General features: G+C 52.2%; 20 protein-coding genes. 7 read left to right on the top strand and 13 right to left on the bottom strand.

From position 1 onward, the window contains the following. Positions 1-27 precede the first annotated feature (27 nt). Entirely contained in the window at positions 28-1566 is a 1539-nt protein-coding gene (locus LQ777_RS07210; RefSeq protein WP_232561846.1) for a P-loop NTPase family protein, read from the bottom strand. 201 nt (positions 1567-1767) lie between these two features. Between LQ777_RS07210 and LQ777_RS07205 the strand changes: the two genes are divergently transcribed. Beyond that, entirely contained in the window at positions 1768-3564 is a 1797-nt protein-coding gene (locus LQ777_RS07205; RefSeq protein ID WP_232561845.1) for an IPT/TIG domain-containing protein, read from the top strand. Between the two features lie 115 nt (positions 3565-3679). Here the strand turns inward: LQ777_RS07205 and LQ777_RS07200 are convergent, their stop codons facing one another. Further along, positions 3680-4618, bottom strand: coding sequence for a 2-hydroxyacid dehydrogenase (locus LQ777_RS07200; protein ID WP_232561844.1), 939 nt, complete (start codon positions 4616-4618; stop codon positions 3680-3682). A gap of 134 nt (positions 4619-4752) precedes the next feature. Here LQ777_RS07200 and pdxA point away from each other — a divergent pair, with 134 nt between their 5' ends. The 3 genes from pdxA to LQ777_RS07185 all read left to right on the top strand — a co-directional run bounded on the left by pdxA (position 4753) and on the right by LQ777_RS07185 (position 7989). Continuing rightward, on the top strand, positions 4753-6369 hold the full coding sequence (gene pdxA / locus LQ777_RS07195) for a 4-hydroxythreonine-4-phosphate dehydrogenase PdxA (RefSeq protein WP_232561843.1): 1617 nt from the start codon (positions 4753-4755) through the stop codon (positions 6367-6369). A 90-nt stretch (positions 6370-6459) separates the two neighbouring features. Continuing rightward, positions 6460-7347 carry a YicC/YloC family endoribonuclease gene (locus LQ777_RS07190; protein WP_232561842.1) on the top strand — a complete coding sequence of 296 codons (888 nt, stop codon included), beginning with the start codon at positions 6460-6462 and terminating at the stop codon, positions 7345-7347. A gap of 6 nt (positions 7348-7353) precedes the next feature. After that, positions 7354-7989 (top strand): DNA-3-methyladenine glycosylase, encoded by a 636-nt coding sequence (locus LQ777_RS07185; protein ID WP_232561841.1) that lies wholly within the window; start codon positions 7354-7356, stop codon positions 7987-7989. A gap of 21 nt (positions 7990-8010) precedes the next feature. On the opposite strand, the gene LQ777_RS07180 is transcribed toward LQ777_RS07185, so the two are convergent. From LQ777_RS07180 to LQ777_RS07160, 5 genes are all read right to left on the bottom strand, one after another. After that, positions 8011-9279, bottom strand: coding sequence for a hypothetical protein (locus tag LQ777_RS07180; RefSeq protein ID WP_232561840.1), 1269 nt, complete (start codon positions 9277-9279; stop codon positions 8011-8013). Between the two features lie 83 nt (positions 9280-9362). Continuing rightward, a complete protein-coding gene (locus LQ777_RS07175) occupies positions 9363-10916 on the bottom strand; it encodes an ABC transporter permease/substrate-binding protein (protein WP_232561839.1) in 1554 nt (517 codons plus the stop codon). A 64-nt stretch (positions 10917-10980) separates the two neighbouring features. Further along, positions 10981-11694, bottom strand: coding sequence for an ABC transporter ATP-binding protein (locus tag LQ777_RS07170; protein WP_232561838.1), 714 nt, complete (start codon positions 11692-11694; stop codon positions 10981-10983). A gap of 2 nt (positions 11695-11696) precedes the next feature. Next, on the bottom strand, positions 11697-11978 hold the full coding sequence (locus tag LQ777_RS07165; protein WP_232561837.1) for a DUF427 domain-containing protein: 282 nt from the start codon (positions 11976-11978) through the stop codon (positions 11697-11699). A 172-nt stretch (positions 11979-12150) separates the two neighbouring features. Next, positions 12151-14070 (bottom strand): CocE/NonD family hydrolase, encoded by a 1920-nt coding sequence (locus tag LQ777_RS07160; protein WP_232561836.1) that lies wholly within the window; start codon positions 14068-14070, stop codon positions 12151-12153. 225 nt (positions 14071-14295) lie between these two features. Here LQ777_RS07160 and LQ777_RS07155 point away from each other — a divergent pair, with 225 nt between their 5' ends. After that, complete coding sequence (locus LQ777_RS07155; protein ID WP_232561835.1) at positions 14296-14451, top strand: hypothetical protein; 156 nt, start codon at positions 14296-14298, stop codon at positions 14449-14451. Between the two features lie 99 nt (positions 14452-14550). Here LQ777_RS07155 and LQ777_RS07150 read toward each other — a convergent pair whose 3' ends face one another. Continuing rightward, positions 14551-15012: a hypothetical protein gene (locus LQ777_RS07150; protein WP_232561834.1), complete on the bottom strand. Its 462-nt coding sequence runs from the start codon at positions 15010-15012 to the stop codon at positions 14551-14553. Positions 15013-15087: 75 nt separating this feature from the next. Between LQ777_RS07150 and LQ777_RS07145 the strand changes: the two genes are divergently transcribed. Then, positions 15088-15714 carry a hypothetical protein gene (locus LQ777_RS07145; RefSeq protein ID WP_232561833.1) on the top strand — a complete coding sequence of 209 codons (627 nt, stop codon included), beginning with the start codon at positions 15088-15090 and terminating at the stop codon, positions 15712-15714. Positions 15715-15837: 123 nt separating this feature from the next. Here LQ777_RS07145 and LQ777_RS07140 read toward each other — a convergent pair whose 3' ends face one another. From LQ777_RS07140 to LQ777_RS07120, 5 genes are all read right to left on the bottom strand, one after another. Further along, entirely contained in the window at positions 15838-16164 is a 327-nt protein-coding gene (locus LQ777_RS07140) for an L-rhamnose mutarotase (RefSeq protein WP_232561832.1), read from the bottom strand. Positions 16165-16166: 2 nt separating this feature from the next. Continuing rightward, the gene (gene fucP, locus LQ777_RS07135) at positions 16167-17558 is read right to left on the bottom strand and encodes an L-fucose:H+ symporter permease (protein ID WP_232561831.1); all 1392 of its coding nucleotides are present in this window, start codon (positions 17556-17558) and stop codon (positions 16167-16169) included. Between the two features lie 41 nt (positions 17559-17599). Further along, positions 17600-18385, bottom strand: coding sequence for an L-fucose dehydrogenase (locus LQ777_RS07130; RefSeq protein WP_232561830.1), 786 nt, complete (start codon positions 18383-18385; stop codon positions 17600-17602). A gap of 15 nt (positions 18386-18400) precedes the next feature. Continuing rightward, complete coding sequence (locus tag LQ777_RS07125; protein WP_232561829.1) at positions 18401-19228, bottom strand: amidohydrolase family protein; 828 nt, start codon at positions 19226-19228, stop codon at positions 18401-18403. A gap of 87 nt (positions 19229-19315) precedes the next feature. Continuing rightward, positions 19316-20170 carry a fumarylacetoacetate hydrolase family protein gene (locus tag LQ777_RS07120; protein WP_232561828.1) on the bottom strand — a complete coding sequence of 285 codons (855 nt, stop codon included), beginning with the start codon at positions 20168-20170 and terminating at the stop codon, positions 19316-19318. 182 nt (positions 20171-20352) lie between these two features. On the opposite strand from LQ777_RS07120, the gene LQ777_RS07115 reads away from it, so the two are divergent. Next, the gene (locus LQ777_RS07115) at positions 20353-23574 is read left to right on the top strand and encodes an Ig-like domain-containing protein (protein ID WP_232561827.1); all 3222 of its coding nucleotides are present in this window, start codon (positions 20353-20355) and stop codon (positions 23572-23574) included. The last annotated feature ends 24 nt before the right edge of the window (positions 23575-23598 follow it).

The following is a 23598-nucleotide window of genomic DNA, read 5'->3' as shown; positions in this document are numbered from 1 at the left end:
ACCCTTCCCTTTTTTTATAAGACAGCGTTAGTACCGGCTGTCGTCATCATCATCTTCTTCCTCTTCTTCACCGAAATCCTTTCCCGGATTGAACATGGAACCAAGCAGGTCTTTAAATTGCTGACCCGTGTCGAGCGCTTTTTTGCCAATGAGTGAGTACTCAGCCAGACCGTGCAGGGCAAATTCCATCATAAATAGCTTTTCGGGCTTGCTCAATCGTGGATGGAATTGATCAACCAGATCGTCCAAGCCATCAATCGTACGTAGCCGGGCTTCGTAATCGCGGTTGGTGAGTTCGCTTAAGATCTCCATGATATTGCCATCACCAAACCAGTCCGTAATCTTCTTGTACGGATTACCTCGCTTATCTTTTTTGGCTTTCTCCGGATTGGGGAAATACTGTAAAAACTGCGTACGCACCGCTTTCCCGATCAGGTTCTGCGCCACAATAACGGGGCCCTCCACTTCGCCTTCGTACACCAGCTCGACCTTCCCGCAAATAGCAGGCACAACGCCGTACAAATCGGCGATACGGACGTACGTTTCTTTTTCGCTGTTCAGCAACGCCCGACGTTCGGCAGAAGAGAGCAAGTTTTCGTAAGCCGAAATGGTCATCCGCGCCGACACGCCACTTTTTGAATCGACGTATTCGCTTTCCCGCGCTTCGAGTGCGATTTGTTCGATCAGATCGGTAATCAGGTCATTGGTTTTAACCATTCCCTTTTGCTCGGTCTTAACGATCGCTTCCTGCATTGTAATCTTCTTCCCGATTTCAATGGATTTCGGATAGTGCGTCACAATCTGCGAATCGATCCGGTCTTTCAACGGCGTCACGATACTGCCCCGATTTGTGTAATCTTCGGGGTTGGCCGTAAACACAAACTGAATATCGAGCGGCAACCGAAGTTTGAAACCCCGAATCTGGATGTCCCCTTCCTGCAAAATATTGAACAGCGATACCTGAATACGGGCCTGTAAATCCGGCAACTCGTTGATCACAAAAATGCAGCGGTGCGAACGTGGAATCAACCCAAAGTGGATCGTCCGTTCGTCGGAGTACGGCAGCTTAAGCGTTGCCGCCTTGATGGGGTCCACATCACCGATCAGATCGGCTACCGACACATCGGGCGTAGCCAGTTTCTCGGTGTAGCGATCGTTCCGGTGCAGCCACGTTATGGGTGTCTGATCGCCTTTTTCGGCAATCAAATCCAGGGCAAAGCGCGACAAAGGCTGAAGCGGATCATCGTTCAGTTCAGACCCGGCAACTATGGGAATATATTCGTCCAACAAATTGACCATCAGGCGGGCAATGCGCGTCTTGGCCTGTCCGCGCAGACCAAGCAAATTGATGTGGTGCATCGACAAAATAGCCCGCTCCACATCGGGTATTACGGTATCTTCGTACCCCCAGATACCGGGGAAAACAACTTCTTTATCCCGTATCCGTTCGATCAGGTTATCGCGTAATTCCTGTTTAATAGATCGGGACGTATACCCCGCGGCTTTCAGTTCGCCTAGCGTTGTAATTTTCAATAAATTCGATGACTTCAGGCTGCGGTAGTTCATTCGTGTTTTATGAATAACGGATACTGTACAACTGGTAATAGATTAACGAATTATGAGTCGTACTTTCGCGTGTTCTAGTCTATTTGCCGTACACTATTGCTAACAGGCTTTGGTAAGAAATGGTTTTTAGACAGTAAAATTGGCTACTTTTACTACGCAGCAACAAATGGTTGCGCCGGGCAAAACAGCCCTCCGCCAGTTATGAAGTCAGGTTCGGTCATTATTGCTTTTCTCTTTTTGCTACTGGGTCTCTCGGCCTGCCGCGTTAAGAATGCCCCCCCTGAGCTGACATCGCTTTTGCCCAAAGAAGCCTTTGTCGGTCAGGAAATTACCCTCGGCGGGTATCAATTTGGCAACGAGCCCACGGTAACGTTTACTTCGGCTACGTCGGTTGTAGCAGGGCAGGTTGTTAGCGCGTCGGAGCAAAGCATTCGGGTAAAGATTCCGCTTGTTTCACCCGGCATAACGCAGGTTCGCGTGCAAACCAGTGAAGGCATTTCAGACCCGCTGCCGCTTAATGTTCTCCAACCTCCACCGTCAGTTGCCTCTATAACTCCAGCCAATGGACTGCCGGGCTCGGAAGTAATCGTCACGGGAAATTATTTGAATCAGGTACAGGAGATTCGGTTCGAACAGACGCCAGCCATTGTTAAAGACAGTTCAGCGTCTAAGCTCACGCTTATCGTACCGGACAAGATGCCACGCGGCCCACTCAGCCTCGTCATTACCACCAAAGGTGGAGAGGTATCGTCCAGCTTTATTGTTGCCGGAACCCCGCAGATTACGAGCTTGTCGGGCAAGCAGGCCAAACCCGGTTCGGAACTGATCATCCAGGGCCAGAACCTACTGGATGGCGTGGTACGCATCAATGGTTTAGCCACCGACCGCAACCAGACGACCATTAAAGACACCGAGATTCGTACGATCATCCCAACGAATGCTACATCGGGCAAAGTGACGGTTACGGTCTTCGAAAAATTAGTAGCAACGAGCGCCGATAGTCTCCAGATTATCCTGCAACCGGCCATAGCCAACCTGAGCGCGCGCGACGGCATATCGGGCGACAAAATTATTTTAACGGGTCTTAACCTACGCGACGTTTCGGCGGTACTGTTTGGGACAGTGTCGGTTCCTTTCCGCGTAATCAGTGATACCCAGCTGGAAGCAACCGTACCGGCGCTGGGCGCATCGGCTCAGCTAACGGTTTCGGTCAACAGCGTCGGCGGCAACGCCAGTGCATCGGACCCGTTCCTTTATTACGTTGCCCCTTCCAACTTGGCTGTAAGCCCAACTCGTCAGGTACGTCTGCAACCCATCACGATCACGGGCCAGAATTTATACCGCATTACCGAAGTACGAATTAGTGGCATTACCGTTCCTATTACTAGCCGCGTCGAGGGTTCCCAATTGGTCGTCAGCGTACCCGCCGATGCGGTCAGCGGACCAGTGACCGTCATAAACCGGGCGGGAACCGCTACGAGTCAAACACTGGTCGTGGTTCAGAAACCAGTAGTCAGCGCTCTTATTCCGGCGCAGGGCCGCGCGGGCGACCGTATTGTGGTACGCGGAAATTACCTTCAGAATGCGCAGTTTTTCTTTACCGGCTCAACCAGCGCAGCTGCCGACGGCGGCAAAAACGAAGAGACGGAACGATGGATCATTATACCGGATGATGCAAAAACCGGCCCGATTCGCGTGGTCAATACCACGAATGATGCCACGCTCACGGATGCCTTTACGGTTATTAACCTTCCAAGTGTCAGCGATTTTTCGCCCAAGACAGCGAAGGCAGGCGACGAAATTACCATCACCGGGCTCAATCTGACCAGCGTAACCACTGTCAAATTCAACGGTGGTACGTCGGCTGCGGCTACGTTCCGGCTGTCGGGTAGCTCGCTCATCGTAACGGTCCCGGCGGGCGTCGTCACTGGTCAGATCTGCCTGACTAACGAAGCAGGAACCACGTGCAGCAGCGCGAATTTTACGCCCGCCAAGTAACCTGCGCCACGGTTGTCCCAAATACCTTTCTCTTGTGTGCGGACAATATGTCTATGTCTGCGTTACATGGCAACCGTAACGCAGACATAGACATATTGTCCGCACTAAAAACTAATCACCCCGCCACTAACTGGCTAACTAACACCTCGTTAATACGAACGTAGCTTTCGTGCGTCCAGCCTGCGATATGTGGTGTAAGAATAACCCGATTCGACTGACGCAGGTAATCGAACGAAGCCTGTTGGTCAGGGGTGAGCTTGCTCAACTTTTCGTTCTCAAGAACATCCAGACAAGCTCCCCGCACTTTGCCGCTTTCCAATCCGCGAACCAAAGCAGCCAGCGACGTTATCTCGCCCCGCGCGACATTGATGAGGTAGAACGGCTTGGCAAAACGGTCGATGAACGTATCGTTGATCATCATCCGTGTATCGTCGGTCAGCGGGATATGCAGGCTCAGCACATCGGCTTCCGCGATAATCTGCTCCAGGGAAGCTTCCTGCGCGAACGCGTCGCCGTAGTTGGTCAGGTATTTATCGTAGGCCAGCACGCGACACCCAAAGCCGCTGAGCCGCCGGGCCGTCGCGCTGCCGTTGTTGCCATACCCAAGCAAGCCAACCGTCAGGCTACCGAGTTCGTAGCCCCGATTTCCTTCGCGATCCCAGATTCCCTGCCGAACTTCTTGATCCGCTTTGACGATATTCGCCAGTAACCCCAGCAGCATACCAACCATGTGTTCCGCGACGGCATCGCGGTTGCCCATACCCGCATGAAACACCCGAACATTCCGTCGTTCGGCTGCGTCGAGGTCAATTAAATCAAGACCAGCCCCGGCCCGGCCAATGAATTGCAGGTTTGGTGCTCTACTAAAAATTTCTTCGTCTACCGTTGTTTTGCTTCGGATGATGAGTCCGTCAAAGGACGCTAACCGCTCCAGCAACCCTTCACGGGTGATTTTGGGTTGATAATCGTACACAAAGCCCGCTTCGTCGAGCATGGCAAAAAGCGACGGGTGCATTTCGTCGGCAATGAGAATAGAACGCTGATTCTGGGACATCCGTAGGGTTTTCGTAACTTGCGGCAATTACAGACATGGAACGCTGGGTAATCGCAGCCGCCTGAACGTATTCAGAAGCGGCTGTTCAACATCCGACGTTCCTTCAAACTAGTTGGCGAAACTAACAAAAGTAGATGGAACAACGCCAATCCGACGAGCCAAACGAAACACGTACGCCCCCGACCACCGGTCCTGCACCGGATGATCGGCCAACCGATACTCAGTCAGCCCCGGCAACGCCAGCGGCTGACCAGCCAGAAACACCCCCGCGTCCCAACAACCAGCGGGAGCCCAATCAGCGACAGTTCAGCCAGCGGGACAATCGTCAGCCGAACAACCGGTCCAACGGTTCCAGGGATGAAAACGTACGTACTCAACGGAACGAACGGGAAGCCGGATCATCCGACCGTGGCTCCCGCGATCAGGGTGCCCCCAACCGCGGTCAGCGCGACGGCAATGCACCTAATCGTAACCAGCGTGAGACCGGAACGCCCGAACGAGTCGCCAATGAGAACGGCCAGCAAAATTCCCGTAACGATACACGCCCGAACGACCGGGATCGTAACAACGGGAATCGCGACCGAAACATTGATCCTCGGGAGTCGAGTGCGGCAGCGGCTCAGCAGGCCGAAGCAATAGGCCGTTCTGAGCGGGAACAGGGAGCCCAGGATCGGGGTCCGCGCGATGCCGGATCAGTCGTGCGCGAAGATCGGCTGGTTATTGGTATCAGCCTGGGCGATTACAACGGTATTGGGCCTGAGGTGATCCTGAAAGCCCTGCAATACAACCGGCTACAGAAAATCTGCACGCCCGTCATTTACGGGTCCATGCGGGTGCTGAACCGGTATCGCAACCTATTGAACCTGAAAGACTGGAACCTGAACGGAGCGCCGACCATTGGGCAGATCAGCCATAAGATGACCAACGTGATTACGTGCTGGCCCGATCAGAATCAGGACATTCAGCCCGGTCAGGTGACGCCCGAAGCCGGACAAGCCGCTCTAGCGTGTCTGCAACGTGCTGTTGACGACATGAAAGCGGGTAAGCTGGATGCGCTCGTAACGGCCCCGATCAACAAGTACAACATCCAGTCAGAGGAATTTAAATTTCCGGGCCATACCGAATACCTGGCAGAGGAATTTGGCGTTCAGGACAACCTGATGTTTCTGGTCAGTGAACACCTGCGGGTCGGCGTCGTAACGGGGCATATTCCGCTGGGTCGAGTTCGTCAAAACGTGACGCGCGAACGAATTGCGCAGAAGCTTACGATGATGATGCAGTCGTTACGGCAGGATTTCGGCATTGATAAGCCCAAAATTGCGGTACTTGGCCTCAATCCACACGCGGGCGAAGAAGGTCTGCTGGGAAATGAAGAACAGGAAATCATTAAACCGCTTATTACCGAGTGGCGCAACAAAGGACAACTGGTGTTTGGCCCCTACCCCGCCGACGGTTTCTTTGGCACCCAAAGCTACAGGAAGTTCGATGCGGTACTGGCTATGTACCACGACCAGGGCCTGATTCCGTTTAAAACGATTGCGTTTGAAGATGGCGTGAACTTCACAGCCGGTATGCCCGCCGTCCGAACGTCACCCGACCACGGGACGGCTTACGACATTGCCGGTAAAAATCAGGCGAACGAAACGTCCATGCTACAAGCTATTTATACAGCCGTCGATGTGGCTCGCCAGCGCAAAGAGTTTGCGGACCTCGAAGCGAATGCCCTAAAAAAACAACCGACGGAAAAATAATGCACTGTTTTTGGTACGCAGCCGTTCGTCATATGAACACCTGGTTCCTGACCGACTGGCTACGTACCAAAAACTTTAACCAATTCACAAATGCTTAAATCCATGACCGGCTTTGGCAACGCAACAGTAGAGGCTGGTAGCCTGTCTGTAACGGCCGAAGTAAAAACGCTCAATTCTAAATTTTTGGACATCTATTGCCGCATTCCCCGGCAGTTTTCCGACAAAGAAATCGAGTTGCGGGCGTTACTCACGCAGCAGTTGGAGCGAGGTAAAGTTGAGTTATCGATTAATCTGACCCGTACCAACGCCGTAAAACCCGGCGTGACGATCAATCGGCCGCTGGTCGGCGCTTATGTCGCTGATCTGAAAGAAACGGCCAATGGTATGCTCATGAGCGTTTCGGACAGCGACGTTTTGCAACTTGCTCTCCAACAACCGAATGCGTACCAAACCGAATCAGTGGACCCCACCTCCGATGCATCCGATTGGGCAACCATCCAAGCTGCGGTACAAGAAGCCATTCGCCGGTGCGACGAGTTTCGTCGGCAGGACGGAGCCGTTCTGGAAAGCAAATTTCAGGAGTATATTCAAACCATTACGGACCGGCTGGCCGATGTTGAACAGCAGGACGTTCGGCGGATTCCGGCGGTTCGGGAGCGGATGCGTAACTCGGTCAAGGAACTGCTTGATAGCGAAACCTTCGATCAGAATCGTTTCGAACAGGAGCTGGTTTACTACGTCGAAAAGTTTGACATTTCGGAAGAGAAGGTTCGCTTGAAAAGTCATTTGGCGTATTTTCTGGAAGTCTTGTCGAGCGAAGAAGCCAACGGCAAGAAGCTAAACTTCATTTCGCAGGAAATTGGTCGCGAGATCAATACCATCGGTTCCAAAGCCAACGATGCGGCTATTCAGCGGTTCGTGGTCCAGATGAAAGACGAGCTGGAAAAAATCAAGGAGCAGACCATGAATGTGATCTAAGCAGCCATGCAAAAGCTTCCGCTTGATTTTTACCAATCGCATGATACGCTGACACTGGCCCAGCTGCTGCTTGGCTGCGAGCTGGTTCACGAAAGCCCGGAAGGGACAACTGCTGGCATCATTGTCGAAACCGAAGGCTACATCACCGGCGACCCGGCCTGCCACGCCTACCGTCGGCAAACGACCCGCAATGCCGCTATGTTCGGCCCCGCCGGAACGCTGTACGTTTATCAGATCTATAACCACCACAACTGCATCAACATCGTAACCGGACCGGAAAGTATTGGCGAAGCCGTACTGGTCCGCGCGCTGGAGCCAACGGAAGGAATCGACCTGATGGGCATTCGACGCAACGAAGCCTTCAAAACGGGCTTTGAGCGCTACCGCAACAACACCATTGACCCGACTACCGCCGACGGTCAGCGCAATCTTTGTAACGGTCCGGGTAAACTGACGATTTCAATGGGCATCAACCGGCAGAAAGACAATTTTGCCTCGCTGACAACCAGCAGTTTATTTATTCGCGGTCCGGTCCTGCACGATTTCGACATGGTAACGACCACACGGATTGGTATCACATACGGGGCTGATTTACCGTACCGGTACTACGTGAAAGGAAACCGATACATCAGCAAGAAGTAAACCGTGCTACACAAGGACGACTTAATCCGATGCGGGCTGTTTCGTGAAAAAATCGGCCAGTTTGATCTGATATAAACCACTCAATGTTGTGGCGTAAACCATCTTGCCAAGACTGGCAAGACCCGTTATCTTGTTGCCAGCCAGGCCGGTATTGATCAGTTGGTCGAATTTGTTTGTTTCTGAGTGGTAAGTCGAAAACGTTTCGGTTCCGTCGTCCAGCAAGAGTACCTGACTTTGCCCGTACGCAATCAGGCGACCATCGATCTCCGCAAAATTGACGTTACTGCTAAAGCTTATTTTGATCAGTTTTTGCCAGGTAAACCCTCCGTCTGTTGAGCGAACCAGTAAGCCATCATACTGCTGGTAGCCGTATAGTTTGCCTTTGTAGAAAAAGTACGTACTGGGGACAATCGATGGGGTAGGCACTTTTTTAACCGTTCCATCCGGGTAAATAGCGTACAGATATACGTCATTGAATAACAGGCTTTCGCCGGGCGTCGCTATAAAGTGGTCGCCTACAGCGATAGAAGTTCGTACGGACGTTTTGTACGTGCCCGTTAAGGGTAGCGCGATCGGAATCAGTCGATAGTTGTTGTTCATCATTTCCTGGTAATTGCTTCCGGTCGGCTTGAGCAGCGAGAAAACTTTTGATGTGTCTTTGCGGGACACCAGGAGTACCCCTTGTGAGGAATGTAACAGTAATGTGTTTACCTGTTCGTTGAACGCGCCAAAGGGTTGGTTGTACCGGAAATCTTGAGCCGCAATCGTCAGATTTTTTGTAGGATCGAACAGATCAGGATAAATACCGGCTCCGCTATCACTGTAGTAGTCTGATTCCTGAAATGTATTGCCGATGTACGACAGCCCTACTATTTTTTTATCCGTTTGTACAGACACGTACAGGTTATTACTGAGTATGGGCGGATACAGCGACAGACCCACGTTCGCGCTTCCCCTAGTTCCTAATCTCGGCACCATCCGCCCAAATCCTCCCGCTCGCACAAAAGACGAATCGCCCGCATCCAACTGGAAAAACCCTTCTGTACAGGCAACCACCAGCCGCTTTTGATTAGCGTGAGCGGCCAATAGAAATTTATTTTCAAGCGTGATGTCACCATTAAGTTGCCAACTCGGAGCGGGGAGCGGTAGGGGCTGTTCGGCTGGTTCAACGGGCGCAATCTCTTTGGTTTTGCATCCGTTCAGCCCCAGCAGAAGAACCGTTAGAAGAATTATAATCGATGCATGGCCTACGGAGTTTTGGGCTTTACAGGTTCGGTAAAAAGCGTTCATTGAGTCGGAACAGTAGGTAATTTACGGGCAACTTTTGCCAAAAGTACCCACCTCATGCAATTATACTGATTGAATCGTTTGCCCTATCGTCGTTTGGTAAGTACACCCACTAAGTCGTCAATTGATTGAATACCCAGTTGGCGAGCCTGTTCCCGACGCATCATCAGGCAGTAGCTATTGTTGAATCCCAGCGGTTTTAGCCAACTGAGCTGGTACTTGTCAAGAAATTGCTGCTGAACAAATCGGTATACCGAGTCCGACTGTATGGGAAGCGTTTTTAACTGGTCAGCCGGTGGTTGCAGAATCACCAGTAAGCCCGTTCCGGTGTATTCAGGATAGAAATCAATCGCACCCGTACGCAGGGCGTCAAAACAAATTTGCGTTCCTCCCAGGCCGGTGCGCGTGGCTACACGGAGTTGTGTCTGTCCTTCGATAAGCTGGCGGTACACTTCGGCCAGAATGTACTGTTCAGTAAACACCTTCGAGCCCATCACAACCGTCTCGGTTCGCTCACCCGGCGTCGGCGTTTTGTACAAACCCAGTTGGTTCAGGAAGGTACGCGCTACTGCTTCCGGTGCTTTTTTTTCGTAATCGACCTGGTAGTTCAGGGCAGTCATTACTGAATCGGTCAGTTTTCCGGCCAGTAAATTGAGCGTTGGGCCAAGATCGGGATAGCGGTTAAGCGTCGTCTGACGGACGATCGGCGCGGCATCGTAGGGCGGGAAAGCGTGACGGTTATCGGCCAGTACCAGCAGGTCATACGCTTTGATTCGCCCGTCGGTCGAGTAGCCGCTGATGATGTCCACCTGTTTCCGGCGGATGGCTTCGTACATCAAATTCTGATCGATGAGCCTAGGACGTAACTGTAAGCCGTACGTTTTTTGCAGACCGGGATAACCATCGGCCCGACCGTAAAATTCATGGGCAAACCCGGCAACGAGCTTATCTTCCCGACCCGGCAGCAGGTAAAACGCCGATAAAAAAGGCACCAGCAACAAGAACGTCAAGGCACCGACCCGTAAACGCTTCCCCGACAACCGCTGTAGGCGTGCCAACGCAAGATCGAAGCCAACGGCCAGCAGTGCTGCGGGAATCGCTCCGGCCAGCATCATATTCACGTTACTGAGCGCAATACCGCTAAAAATAAACTCACCCAGTCCGCCAGCTGCCACATAAGCCGCCAGAGTCGCCACCCCAACATTGATAACCGTTGCCGTGCGGACACCCGCGAAGATAACCGGCAGGGCCAACGGAAATTCTACCTTTGTCAGCACCTGCCGGTCGGTCATGCCCACCCCCTTCGCGGCTTCCTTCACCGACGGACTTACTTCGGTGATCCCCACGTAGGTATTGCGGATGATGGGTAAAAGCGCGTACAGGAACAGGGCAACCAGCGCGGGCCAGACACCGATACCAATCAACGGAATCAGAAACCCTAGCAGTGCGACACTCGGTACGGTTTGCAAAACGCCCGCTACGCCCAAAACACCACTCGCCAGTCGGGGACGGCGGGCAATACCGATGCCCAACGGCACACCGATCAACAAGGCAAACAGCAGCGAAACAAACGTTAGTCCGACATGAGTCAGGACTTGTTCCAGCAATTTATCGGCGTTCTGACGTATAAATTCGAGCATAGTTGTTGCGTGAATACGGCGATGGCGTTAGCCGAACAGGAAGCGGCATTTCCTTCATCTGTGATCAGACATCCATAAAATCCTTGACAAACGCGTTGGCGGGCTGCTGCCTTAGTTCATCGGGCGGTCCGATCTGGACAATGCGGCCTTTGTCCATCAGGACGATGCGATCCGCTAGTTCGAGGGCTTCCCCTACGTCATGCGTCACCAGCACGACCGTTGTTTCTTTTAACTCGTTCAATCCGAACAGTTCCCGACGAACGTGACGACGCGTGAAAGGGTCCAGCGCGCCAAATGGTTCGTCCATAAGCACCACGGGCGGACGAGCGGCCAACGCCCGCGCCAGTCCAACGCGCTGTCGCTGCCCTCCGCTCAATTCAGCTGGATAACGCGCCAACAGGTTTTGGGGCAATTGCAGTTTTTCCAGCAATTCGTGGGTTCGCTGCTCAATCTGGGATGCCTCCCAAGTCAGTAATTTTGGAACGGTAGCGATTGCCTCCGCAACGGTATAATGCGGAAATAACCCGCCGTCCTGAATGACGTAACCAATGCGTCGACGCAGTTCAGGACCGTTCTGCTGCCGGACATCGACCCCATCAACGCGAATCGAGCCTGTAGTAGGCTCGATCAGTCGGTTAATCATTTTTAGCGTGGTGGTTTTGCCGCAGCCGCTCGTGCCCAGCAGAACCAGCGTTTCGCCACGCCCGACCGACAACGAAACGTTATCGACGGCCGTATGCGACGCAAATTGTTTGGTCAGGTTTTGAATCTCGATCATGGTTAATCGACCACCTGAACGCCTTTCCAGAACGCTACCCGGTCTTTGATCTGACTGGCGGCTGGTTTCGGATCAGGATAATACCAGGCGGCATCCGCGTTCGTTTTGCCATCGACCGACAGCGAGTAATACGACGCTAATCCTTTCCACGGACAGGTCGTATGCGTTTGACTGTCCACTAAGTAATCGGCCTTGACCGAGTCCTTCGGAAAATAGTGGTTATTTTCGACAACGACGGTATCGTTGCTTTCTGCGATGGTTTCACCGTTCCAGATGGCTTTCATAGTCTGACAATTAATCTTTTGACAGGATTAACACGATTGACAGGATTATTGATTTCAATTCGTCAGCCTGTCAAAACTAAATCAGAGAATACTCTAAACAGGTTCTACTTCATTAATTAAATTGAGATCAGTAAGTAATCCTGTCAATCATGTAAATCCTGTCGAAAAACCATTATTTCAGCACCTGTACTTCAATGACCGAGTTATCGTAAACCCGATGGGTCGCTTTCTGGAAGTCTTCGGCGTTAGCTTTGAATATATTATCGACGTACTTCTGTGGGTTCCGGTCGATGAGTGGGAACCACGTACTTTGCACCTGGATCATAACCCGGTGGCCTTTCTTGAAGGTATGCAGTACATCCTGCAAACGGAAATTTACGTCGGTTACCTCGCCCGATTTAAACGGCTCCGGCTTCTCAAACGAGTTACGGAACCGTCCCCGCATGGCTTCCGAACGAACCATCTGCTGGTAGTTGCCCAGCGTAATGTTTTTGTTCGGCATGTACGGATGGTTTGGTTCGTCGGGTGGGTACACATCGATTAGTTTTACAACCCAATCGGCATCGGTACCAGTCGTACTCACCTTTAACTTAGCCATTATTTCACCGCCCAGCGTCAGATCGTCGGTCAACACATCGGTCTGGAAAGTCAGCACATCCGGTCGACGGCTGGCAAACCGCTGATCTTCCGACATGTAATTGAACGGCGTAAAGCCCTGCGTGGTCGTGTTGTCTTCGGTGTACGGAACGGGCTTCAATGGATCGCTGATAAATTCTGAAAACTTACCCCCGTTTCCAGCCTGTTGCGTTAATTGGCCGTCGCTAGTCAGCGAGAACTGCACGGTTTGTGCACTGGCAGCAGGCCATTTATCGAACGTTTTCCACTCATTCCGGCCCGTGTTGAACAGATACGCTTCAGGCAAGCCCGTCTTTCCGTCGCCGGGACCTTTCAGGAAGTGGTTAAAGAATTTCGCTTCGATATTCCGCTGGTAGAACGTCGCAATGCTATCGCCGAAATAAACGTTACTGTGGAGCGTATGGCCCGTTTCCCGCGACCAGCGCCCGTGGCCGAACGGTCCCATCACGAGCGTGTTGTAAGTGCCGGGATTATTTTTTTCAACGTTCTTGTAAATAGTGAGCGGACCGTATAGATCCTCAGCATCGAACCAGCCCCCAACGGTCATCAGCGCGTGTTTGATGTTTTTCAGGTGCGGAATGATGCTTCGTTTCTGCCAGAACTCGTCGTAATTCGGGTGCTCGACCGTTTCCTGCCAGAAGAAATTATCCTTGTAATACTTGTCAGCATTTTTCAGCGGACCCAGATCGTACTGCCACTGAAAACCGTCCTTGCTTTTGGTACTAATGAGCTGATTGTTGTACCAGGCTTCCGTAGTAGGCTGCGGATGCTGAACACCAAACACCGGGAAGGTAAACAGATACGCCTGAATGAATGCGCCGTTGTGGTGAAAATCGTCGAAGAAAAAGTCCGATACGGGGGCTTGGGGCGACGACGCTTTCAACGCGGGGTGAGCGCCAACGGCTCCGGCAATGGTATAAAAACCGGGATAACTAATGCCCCACTGTCCAGCACGACCGTTGTTGTTCGGTACGTTTTTGAGGAGCCACTCCACCGTATCGTACGTATCCGAGCTTTCATCGACGGCCATCGCCGACTGACGGGCGGGTGCTTTACCTTTTTTCTTGCTGGCGGTGGCAGGTTGTTGATCGGTTACGGTCGGCGTCATGTTTGTCCAGGTCCCTTCCGAAGCCCAGCGCCCACGCACGTCCTGGTAGACGAAAATGTATTTGTCACGCATGAGCGTACCCGACGGGCCAACGGCATTTGGATACGTGTCGGGGCCGTAAGGAGCCACGCTATAACACGTCCGCTGCATCATGAACGGGTATTTGTTCGTCGGTGAAGCGTCTTTAGGAACGTAAACGTTAGTGTGCAGCTTTGTCCCGTCGCGCATCGGGATTTTGTATTCAAACTTCTGGTAATTCTCCCGCACATAGCTGGCTGCGGGCGTCGTTTGTGCCCGAACGAACGAAACGGAAGCAATGGCAAGCAGGCCGTAGAGCCAATTCTTCATGAGCTGATGGAGTTAAGTAGGAAACCACCGTAAAGATACAGTTCTACGCCATATCGCCGGTCAACAAAAAAGGTCCGTTGCGCAACGGACCTTTTGGCATGTATTAAATGGCATGTTTAACATTGGCGTTCTGTCATGCTGACCGGCCCGCCGGAGCGGAAGGAAGCATCTACAAGGACTACCTGCCCCGAAGATGCTTCCTTCCGCTCCGGCGGGCCGGTCAGCATGACAAAAACTTTAGCGGGCATACTTTTCGAATTACTACAGATCACCATCTGGAACCTTTGGCAAAACGTCGGGAACGTCTTCTTCAGAGTCGTAACCCTGATTGTTTCTAAAGAATACCTCACGACCATTGATAACCCTGAACGTCCATTCTAATCCGTCCAGGGCTCCATACTTGATCCAAACTCGCTTGTGCTTAGGATCAAATTTACGGGGAGGTGGCGGTGGAATTTGCGGTAAGATCGTTTTGCTGTATTACACTAGATTCTTGTAGGGTACTGTATCGGTTATCGTGCATATTCCGTCCAAGTCCGCCCCTGAATAAAACAGCACGATTTTATCCTGCCATTGTCCCCAATGGGTAGCCGGCCAATCTTCAATAGAATCGGCAAATTCAATTTTTGACAGATGATATAAAAAGCCATCGTCCCACCGGGTAACGCGTAGGCGTACCGCTTTCGCTTTAACTTCTTTACAAAAGCCGCCTAGATTGTTGGCTAGAACTTTATCTTTAAAATAGATGTGTTGCAGGGCTATTGGATTGTTTTGGGCAACCGTTATTGCATAACAACTTTCGAGCAGCAGCGCCATAACTACCAGAAACCCACGAATCGAAATCCGAGCCTGGCGAATGGTTTGTGAAGAGAAATACGTTGGCAATATTGTTTCGACGGTAAAGTTGACTTCTCTAAGATGTACGGCTACCGCAAAATCCATAAGCGTTCGTTATGCAACGAAGATTAGTTAATTTGGTGTCTATTCGTTAGTTTGTCCTTACTCTCTGTCACAAACATGAAAAAGCATTTGCTCATAGTTTTGGTCAGTACCGTCTTCGGTTTATCTGCCTGCAAGAAAGAAGCTGAACTTACTCCCCCTGTTGACAACGTACAGCTAGGCCAGACTCTGCTCACCAAAAGAGCCGGGCAACTGACGGGGAAATGGCTTATTGACGAAACATCGATTGCCTGGAAGCGTTTTAATCCTTATTTCGTGGAACTGGGTATCACCCAGGACACGGTCTTGCGTAACCTGGCGACCTTGACCATTTCATCGCCGACCCAGATTAAACATGCGTTAAGCCCTCAGTATATCTACGACTTTAAAACTGAGCTGGTATGTCAGCTGGACTACGGGGGCAAATCCTATCCGGTTTACCTAACTCTTTCAACTGCCGTGGATGGAAAAAATACGCTTTCTAACGTAGACAGTTCACCAGTACGGATGAGTCTATGGTCTTATCCGGCTGGTGCCTACAATACGCCCATTCCCGATACAAATGCCCTTTTATTCAGAAAGCTCGGCTTCTTCCACACAACCTTTGAAGAGAAAGAAGGAAACAATAGCAGCAGTAGACGCTGGTATGGCTACAGCAGCGAATCAGCTTTGGGTTTGCAGGAGGTGAAGCTTACGAAGCAATAAGGCAAAACTCTGGTCTGTTTTATCGAACCAAACGACTAGCGCTCTTTCTTGAAATAGAAAAAGCGTTCAATAAAGCCATCTATGCGACTTTATTGAACGCTCACCACTTCTTTATTGAAACCCTCACAACGCAAATATCCGGTCCATAAGGAGCCATTTCTCGCCGGGTTTAGCCAGAGGTAGCGCCTGCTGGTACTTCCACATAAGCGTTTCCCATTCCTGGACTTTCGGGTTGGCGGCATCGGCGGCTGATTTGGCTTCGAACGAGAACGTCTCATCCGTTTCCATAATCATGAACAGCCGGTTGCCCAGCCGGTAGATTTCCATATTAGTAATACCCGATTCTCGGATACTGGCTTCAATTTCGGGCCAGATGCGCTGATGATACTGTTGGTATTCAGCAATCAGGGTTGGATCATCCTTGAGATCAAGAGCAAGACAATAACGCATGGTTAGGGAGCAATTTCGGGGGGAATGGTTGAACTATGAAGATCGTCGGTGGTCAGACGGTACCCGTTCAAGGCAAAAAAGACGATGAACGAGAAACAAACCAACGGTACAAGCAAGGCGTACACCGCTCCGTTGACGAATAACGCGCCGGCTACGAGGGGCATCAATGCGCCACCCACAATGCTCATAATAACCAGCGACGACGCGATTTTTGATTCAGCGCCCAGTCCTTTAGTTGCCAGCGCAAAGATCGTCGGGAATTGAATCGACTGGAAGAAATACGTGAAGCTTAGGGCGATAACGGCAGTTAGCCCACCGGCCAGCATCGCGATGATCACCATAGCCACCGCTCCTAATGCGTAGCCCGCCAGGACCAGATTTGGACGAACCCGAGCCATCAGGAACGTACCCACAAACCGGCCCAGCATAAACAGGACTAATGCGAACGATGCGTGAAAACCGGCGATCTGCGTGGCCGACAGATCCGTTGGCGAGCCCGTCAGCGAATTGATGGCGTTCATATACGCTTCCGCCAGTGCCCAGTGTCCGTCGCGCGAGAAGTCGAGTTTGAGATCTACGAAATAACCCCACAAGGTCGCCTGCGCCCCTACGTTGGCAAACTGTGCAATAACGCCCAGCGCTAGATGACGATGACGCAATACACCAAAAATCGACGTTTTTCCAGCTGCCTTTTCTTCGTCAGCACCAACCTCCGGCATTTTAGTGAACGCAAACAACAGCGTTACGAAGGCAATGATCGTACCAATGACCAGGTACGGTCCCTGCACCGAAAGCGCTTCCTCGACACGAATCGCTTCGGCCTGCGCAGGTGCCATAGCCTTTAGCATATCGGGGGTGTACTCAGTTTTGGAAAAGATAAACAGCGCACCGATAACTGGCCCCAAAATCGTACTGATTCCGTTGAACGACTGCGAAAAATTCAGTCGCCATTCGGCTTTTTTCGGATCTCCGAGAACCGTAACGTACAGGTTGGCAGCCGTTTCCAGAAAGGCAATACCGCAGGCCATCGTAAACAGAGCCAGCAGGAAAAAGCCGTACACCCGCACTTCGGCGGCTGGGTAGAACAGGAAGGCTCCTCCACCGTACAGCAAGAGCCCGAACAGAATACCCCGTTTGTAGCCGAATTTGCGCATGACATAGCCGGCGGGCAAAGCCATAAAAAAGTAACCGAGGTAAAACGCGAAATCGACAATGCCGGCCTGAAAACGGTTCAGGTCCAGCGCGATCTGAAACTGCTTAATCAGCGATCCGTTAAGGCTGTTGGCGAGGCCCCACAGAAAGAACAGGCTGGTAACGAGCGCAAACGCAATGCCGTAATTACCGCTGGTTCCGTCTTTTACTTTGAGTGGAGTCGTAGGGGTTGGTAAAGCCATTCTTGACTTTGGGTTTAGGAGGTTTTAAAACGTAGGTATGCTTAATCCGTGATCGAACGGTCGAGGTGGGTATAGCCGCCATCGACGTGGATCAACTGGCCCGTAGTATGGCTGGATTTGTCCGACAACAGGAATGCAACGGTATTGGCAATTTCTTCGGTAGTGGTCATCCGTTGTTCAAGCGGGATTTTCGAAACGATTTGCTTTAGTTTCGCTTCGGGATCGGGTAACGTTTGTATCCAGCTCGCGTACAAGGGTGTCCAGCTTTCGGCTACGATGACGCAGTTGACGCGAATGCTGTAGGGCAGCAGTTCGACGGCCCATTCGCGCGTAAGTGCGTTCCGACCACCATTGGCAGCCGCGTAAGCCGAGGTGTTTCCCTGCCCCGTTTCGGCCACCTTCGATCCGATATTTACGATAGCCCCTTTCGACGCTTTAAGAGCCGGTAACGCATGGTGCGCCATCAGGTAGTAATGCACCAGATTTTTGTGGATCGACGCAATGAATCCTTCATAGTTACCGCTTTCCAGTCCCACGCCGTCGTTCACACCGGCATTGTTGACCAGTCCGTCGATGCGACCAAACTGCGCCAACGTTTGCTCAACCGCCCGCTGGCAGTCTTCCGGCTTCGTCAGTTCAGCCGCAAACTGGTGCGCCTGACCGCCCGCCGACCGGATAGCCTCGACGGTTTTGAGATTGTCGGCTTCGCTACGACCGATGATTACCGGGATGGCTCCTTCAGCCGCCAGCACCGTTGAGATACCTTCACCGATCCCTTTTGCCCCGCCCGTGACGAGGATGATCTTATCATTCAAATGTAAATTCATGGTTGACGTTAGTTGTCAGCTTAAGCCGTAAAATTTCACCGCATTCTCCCCCATCACCTTTGCCCGAACGTCCGCACCCCAGGGAAGCAGATAGTCTTCGATGACGTTTTTGACCTGCGTGTAGTTAGCCGCTACCAGACATACCGGCCAGTCGGAGCCATACAGCAGCCGATCCGGGCCAAATGCCTCGAAGGCGAAATCCAGGTACGGGAAGAAATCTTTTTTGCTCCAGTTTTGCCAGTCGCCTTCGGTTACCAGCCCCGACAGCTTACACGAAACATTCGAGTTCTTGGCGATCTCGGTCATAAAATTCGACCAGCGCGTGATCTCTTGTTTCTTGACGTACGGCTTGGCGAGGTGATCGATCACGAAATTGACTTCGGGAACGGCGCGAACCAGTTGCAACGCGGCCTTAAGCTGCGTAGGATAAATAAGAATGTCGTAGGTTAAATCAAAAGCGGCCAGTTGCCGGATACCCTGGATTACCGCAGGCGTTGCCAGAAAATCGTCGGGTTCCGCCTGGGCAACGTGCCGAAATCCTTTGATTTCTTTGTAGGTGGCGAACGCTTCCAACCGGTCGTTCAAGGTTGGTGACTGCAAATCGACCCAGCCCACCACGCCCTTGACGATGTCGTAATTCTGCGCCATGTTGACCAGAAACAGCGTCTCTTCTTCGGACTGCGATGCCTGGACCGCTACGCAGCCATCGATTCCGTGTTCGGCCAGAACGGGTTCCAAATCGGCGGGTAAAAAATCGCGCCGGATGGCCGTCATATCGTCGGTTATCCAACTATCGCGAACCGGGTCGTAATGCCAGAAATGTTGATGCGCATCGATCGTCATAAGCAGACTTTTGGTTTATGAAAAGACGGGTATGCGTATCCAGCCTGGGGCAAGATCAGACACGCATACCCGTCCTCTACGGTACAGTTAGGCAAAAGCAATGGCTGTTTGTTTCTGTTCGCCCAGCCCTTCGATACCGAGTTCGACCACGTCGCCGGGTTTCAGGTACCGTTGTGGATTCAGTCCTAAACCAACACCAGCGGGGGTACCGGTCGAAATCACATCACCGGGCAACAGCGTCATAAACTGGCTGATGTAGCTAACGAGCGTCGGTACGTTGAAAATCATGTCATCCGTATTGGAATCCTGTAGATGTTCTCCGTTGAGGTCGAGCCACAGCCGTAACGCGTTCGGGTTTTCGACTTCGTCTTTCGTCACCAGGTACGGTCCCAGGGGCGCGAAGGTATCGGCACTTTTGCCTTTGACCCATTGCCCACCGCGTTCAAGCTGCCACGCCCGTTCGCTGTAGTCATTGTGCAGGGCATACCCCGCTATGTAATCCATAGCCTCGTCCAGCTCGACATAACTGGCTTTTTTACCAATAACAATAGCCAGCTCAACTTCCCAGTCTGTTTTCTCGGAACGCTTCGGTATCACCACGTTATCGTTCGGCCCACACAGGGCGGTCGTTGCTTTGAAAAACAAAATCGGTTCAGCCGGGATCGGCGCGTTCGTTTCGGCAGCGTGTTTAGCGTAGTTCAGCCCCACGCAAACAATCTTGGATGGCCGTTTGATGCAGGGACCGAAGCGCTCATCGGACGACACTTCGGGACAGTTCTGCGCGTGTGACTCAAGCCAGTGAGCCAGTCGTTCGGGGCCGTTGCTGGCAAAAAACGACTCGTCAAAATCTTCGCCAAAATGAGTTACGTCAATGTGCTGGCCGTTGGGCAACAAAACGCCGGGATGCTCGTGATCGGGCTGGCCGAAGCGGAATAGTTTCATGCAGAAATAAGATACGTTGACAGAAAAAGCAGACTAAGCCGCAAGTTTAACCATTCTGCCGTAAATCCTTGAAATCCATTAGCCGTGTTTTTCTTTAAGCAAATACACGACTTGCCACATTTTATTTACACCCGTAGTATATTGCCTATAAAATTCACCTGGTTCTTAACTATTCTCTTTTTATGAAAATTTGTACGTTTCTAATTTTCGGCCTCCTACTTTCGAGTTTGTTGGCCGTAGCCCAGTCACCAACGCCTTTGGCGGCCAATGGGCAGCTTAAAGTGGTAGGCACTCAACTAACCAACGAGGCCGGAAAAGCCATTCAGCTTCGGGGGGTGAGCACGCACGGGTTGCAATGGTTTCCTCAGTGTTACACCCAGAGTTCGGTGCAGGCCGTAGCCAAGGATTGGGGAGCCGACGTGCTGCGCATTGCCATGTACGTAGACGAAGGTGGTTACCTGAGCGGCAAAGAAGCAATGCGTACCAAAGTCAATCAAATCGTTGACTGGGCCGAGCAAAGCGGCATCTATTGCATCATCGACTGGCACATTCTGAACCCCGGCGACCCAAACGTTCATACCGCCGATGCCATTGAGTTTTTTACCATCATGTCGCAGCGCAACGCGGGGAAGAAACACGTTATCTACGAAATCTGTAACGAACCGAACGGTGTTAGCTGGTCGCAGATCAAAAGCTACGCGGAGCAGGTCATTCCAGCTATTCGAAAAAACGCCCCCAACGCCGTCGTATTGGTGGGTACACCCAACTGGGACCAGCGACCGCAGGATGTAATCGGTAATGAACTAAGCTATCCTAACCTGCTGTACACGGTTCACTTTTACGCAGCCTCGCATTTTTTTCAGAACGACGTTCGGTCCATTACGAACAAACTACCCGTCTTTTTCAGTGAGTGGGGCACATCCACGTATTCAGGTGGCGGAAGTCTGGATTTCAACAACGGACAAGCCTGGCTCGATCTGATGGCGGGTAACAATCCGGGCAATCAGAAAATTAGCTGGTGTAACTGGACCTACTCGGATGCGGGCGAGTCATCGGCGGCTCTCAACTCGGGAGCCTGCAACGGCCAGCAGTGGAACAACACCAGTCCGTCGGGTACGTGGGTGAAAGATCGTATCCTTAACCCCGCCGATGATTTTGGGCCGGCGACGCCATCGGTAGCAATTACCAGCCCAGCCAACAACACGACCGTAACCATCGGCTCCAACCTGGTTGTCAACGCTTCGGTGTATAACGCTTCGGCAACGGCTGTGGAGTTTTACAACGGCACAATGCTGCTAGGCTCGGACGCTACGGCGCCTTACTCGTGGACCATTGTCAGCGTTCCGCAGGGGACATACTCGTTAACGGCCAAAGCCCTGATCAGCAACGGCAACCTGACTTCATCGGTGGTACAGGTTACAGCGGCCCCGGCTCCCAACCAGGTACCTATTGTCAGCCTGACGTCACCAACCAACAATACGGCCTTTCCGCTCCCGGCAACGATTTCGATTGCGGCCAACGCTACCGATAATGATGGTAGCGTTTCGAAAGTTGAGTTCTATAACGGATCAACCAAACTAGGCGAAGACGCCACCGCCCCCTACACGTTCACCTGGACGGGCATGACCGCCGGAACCTATACACTCACGGCCAAAGCGACGGACAATCAGGGAGCCGTAACGACTTCCGGCGCGGTGACGGTGCTTGTTTACAACCAGGGCGATTCCGACCCAACGGCCGATCTGATCGGACCCAATTGTGTGTACCCCAACACCGTTCAGTTGTTTGAGGTCAATGCAAACAAACTGACCAATGCAACCACATTTTCGTGGTGGTGCACCGGATCGACGAAAAGTATTACGACAGCGCAGGCGGGCAAAGCCAGCATCGATTTCGGTCCCAGTTTCACGGGTGGTCAGGTGTGCGTCGGTATCAACTATTCGGCAGCTCCCTGGTACAGCCAGTATTGCAAAACCGTCACCGTTTGTCCGGGAACTCCAACGAATCAATTGCCCAGTGTGTCACTAACTTCGCCAACCAACGGTACGACCTACACGGCTCCGGCATCTATTACGCTGACTGCTACCGCCAGCGATACCGACGGAACCGTCGCCAAAGTCGAGTTTTACAACGGCTCGACCAAATTGGGTGAAAGTACCAGCGCTCCTTACCGCTTTACCTGGACGAGCGTTGGTGCAGGCAACTACGCACTGACCGCCAAAGCCACCGACAATGCGGGTGCAACAACTACTTCGGGCACAATCAACATTCAGGTTAGTAACCCTACCCCGACCAATCAGGCTCCGGTGGTATCGCTTACGTCACCAGCCAACAGCGCCACGTTCACGGCTCCGGCTAACGTTGTTCTGACAGCTTCGGCCAGTGACGCGGACGGAAGCATTACCAAGGTTGAGTTCTACAACGGCACAACGAAACTAGGCGAAAGCTCGTCTGCTCCGTACCAGTTTACGTGGAATGCGGTTGGTGCTGGTACGTACAGTGTAACGGCTAAAGCGACGGATAACGCGGGGGCTGTAGCCACCTCAGCGGCTATCACTATCAGCGTAAAAGCACCGGCTAACCAGTCGCCAACCGTGACGCTGACGACTCCGGCCAACAGCGCAACCTTTACGGCTCCGGCAACCGTGGCTCTTTCGGCAAACGCCAGCGATGCGGATGGAACCATCACCAAGGTCGAGTTTTACAACGGCTCAACCAAGTTGGGCGAAACTACCAGCGCTCCCTACCAATTCGCCTGGAATAACGTAAGTGCGGGCACCTATACGCTGACCGCCAAAGCCACCGACAACCTGGGGGCTACAACGACTTCCGCCAGCGTAACGATTCAGGTAAACAACGCGACAACGCCAAGTCCCGAAGCGGATCTGATCGGTGCGGACTGCGCCCGGCCCAACGATGTAAAGGTTTATGAAGTCAACGCTCGTAATCTACCCAACGCAACGCAGTTTTCGTGGTGGTTTACGGGTTCCAGCCAGAGCATCACCGCAACGCAGGCGGGCAAGGCGACGTATAATTTCGGCCCCTGGTTTTCGGGTGGTCAGGTTTGCGTCGGCGTTAATTATTCGGCCGCGCCCTGGTACAAATCGTTTTGCAAGACCATTACGGTCTGTCCGGCAGGAGCCCGCGTGGGTGCCGATGAGGTAGCCGACAACCCTGTATTTCCGAATCCGGCACACGATTACTTTACGTTTGTGGCCGAGCGAGATATTCATTCCATGAACGTCGTTGACCAGACCGGACACGAACACCTGCAACTCGGATCAGCCAAAGCTGGACAAACGATAACGTTTGGCGAAAAGCTTTCGCCGGGTGTTTATCTGCTACGTATTCGTTACGAGAAGCAAGCCGAACGCACGCTAAAATTGCTGAAAGCGGGCAATTAATAGCATATTTTGCAGGAATACCCC

This window comes from Spirosoma oryzicola, assembly GCF_021233055.1.
GTDB lineage: Bacteria > Bacteroidota > Bacteroidia > Cytophagales > Spirosomataceae > Spirosoma > Spirosoma oryzicola.
The sequence above is the reverse complement of the archived record's forward strand: the minus strand, read 5'-3'. Positions and strand labels throughout refer to the sequence as shown.